This window comes from Streptomyces justiciae (assembly GCF_015163075.1).
In the GTDB taxonomy this organism is placed as follows: Bacteria; Actinomycetota; Actinomycetes; order Streptomycetales; family Streptomycetaceae; genus Streptomyces; species Streptomyces justiciae.
In genome coordinates this window covers 1-443 of sequence record NZ_JADDXU010000059.1, presented here as the reverse complement: position 1 = coordinate 443, position 443 = coordinate 1, and the positions used below count along the sequence as shown (strand labels likewise).

Below are 443 nucleotides of genomic sequence, written 5' to 3'. Positions count from 1 at the left end.
TGCTGGCAGCCGCGGGTCAGCCGGCTACTCGTACGGCCAGCGCGTCGCCGATCTCCGAGGTGGAGCGGGCGGGCTTGCCGGCGCGCTCGCCGAGGTCGGCCGAGACGGCGTCCTCGATGCGGGCGGCCTCGGCCTCGTAGCCGAGGTGACGCAGCAGGAGCGCGACGGACAGGACCGTGGCGGTGGGGTCGGCCTTGCCCTGACCGGCGATGTCGGGCGCGGAGCCGTGGACCGGCTCGAACATCGACGGGAACTCGCGGGAGGGGTTGATGTTGCCGCTCGCCGCGACGCCGATGCCGCCGGAGACGGCCGCGGCGAGGTCGGTGATGATGTCGCCGAAGAGGTTGTCGGTGACGATCACGTCGAACCGGGCCGGGTCGGTGACCAGGTAGATGGTCGCCGCGTCGACGTGGATGTAGTCGGTGGTGACCTCGGGGAACTCC

1 protein-coding gene is annotated in these 443 nt (G+C 72.0%); it reads right to left on the bottom strand.

The features are described 5' to 3' along the window. Positions 1-16: 16 nt before the first annotated feature. Positions 17-443, bottom strand: a 427-nt coding sequence (locus IQ210_RS47005; protein WP_265584765.1) for an isocitrate/isopropylmalate family dehydrogenase, incomplete at its 5' end; no start/stop codon positions are given.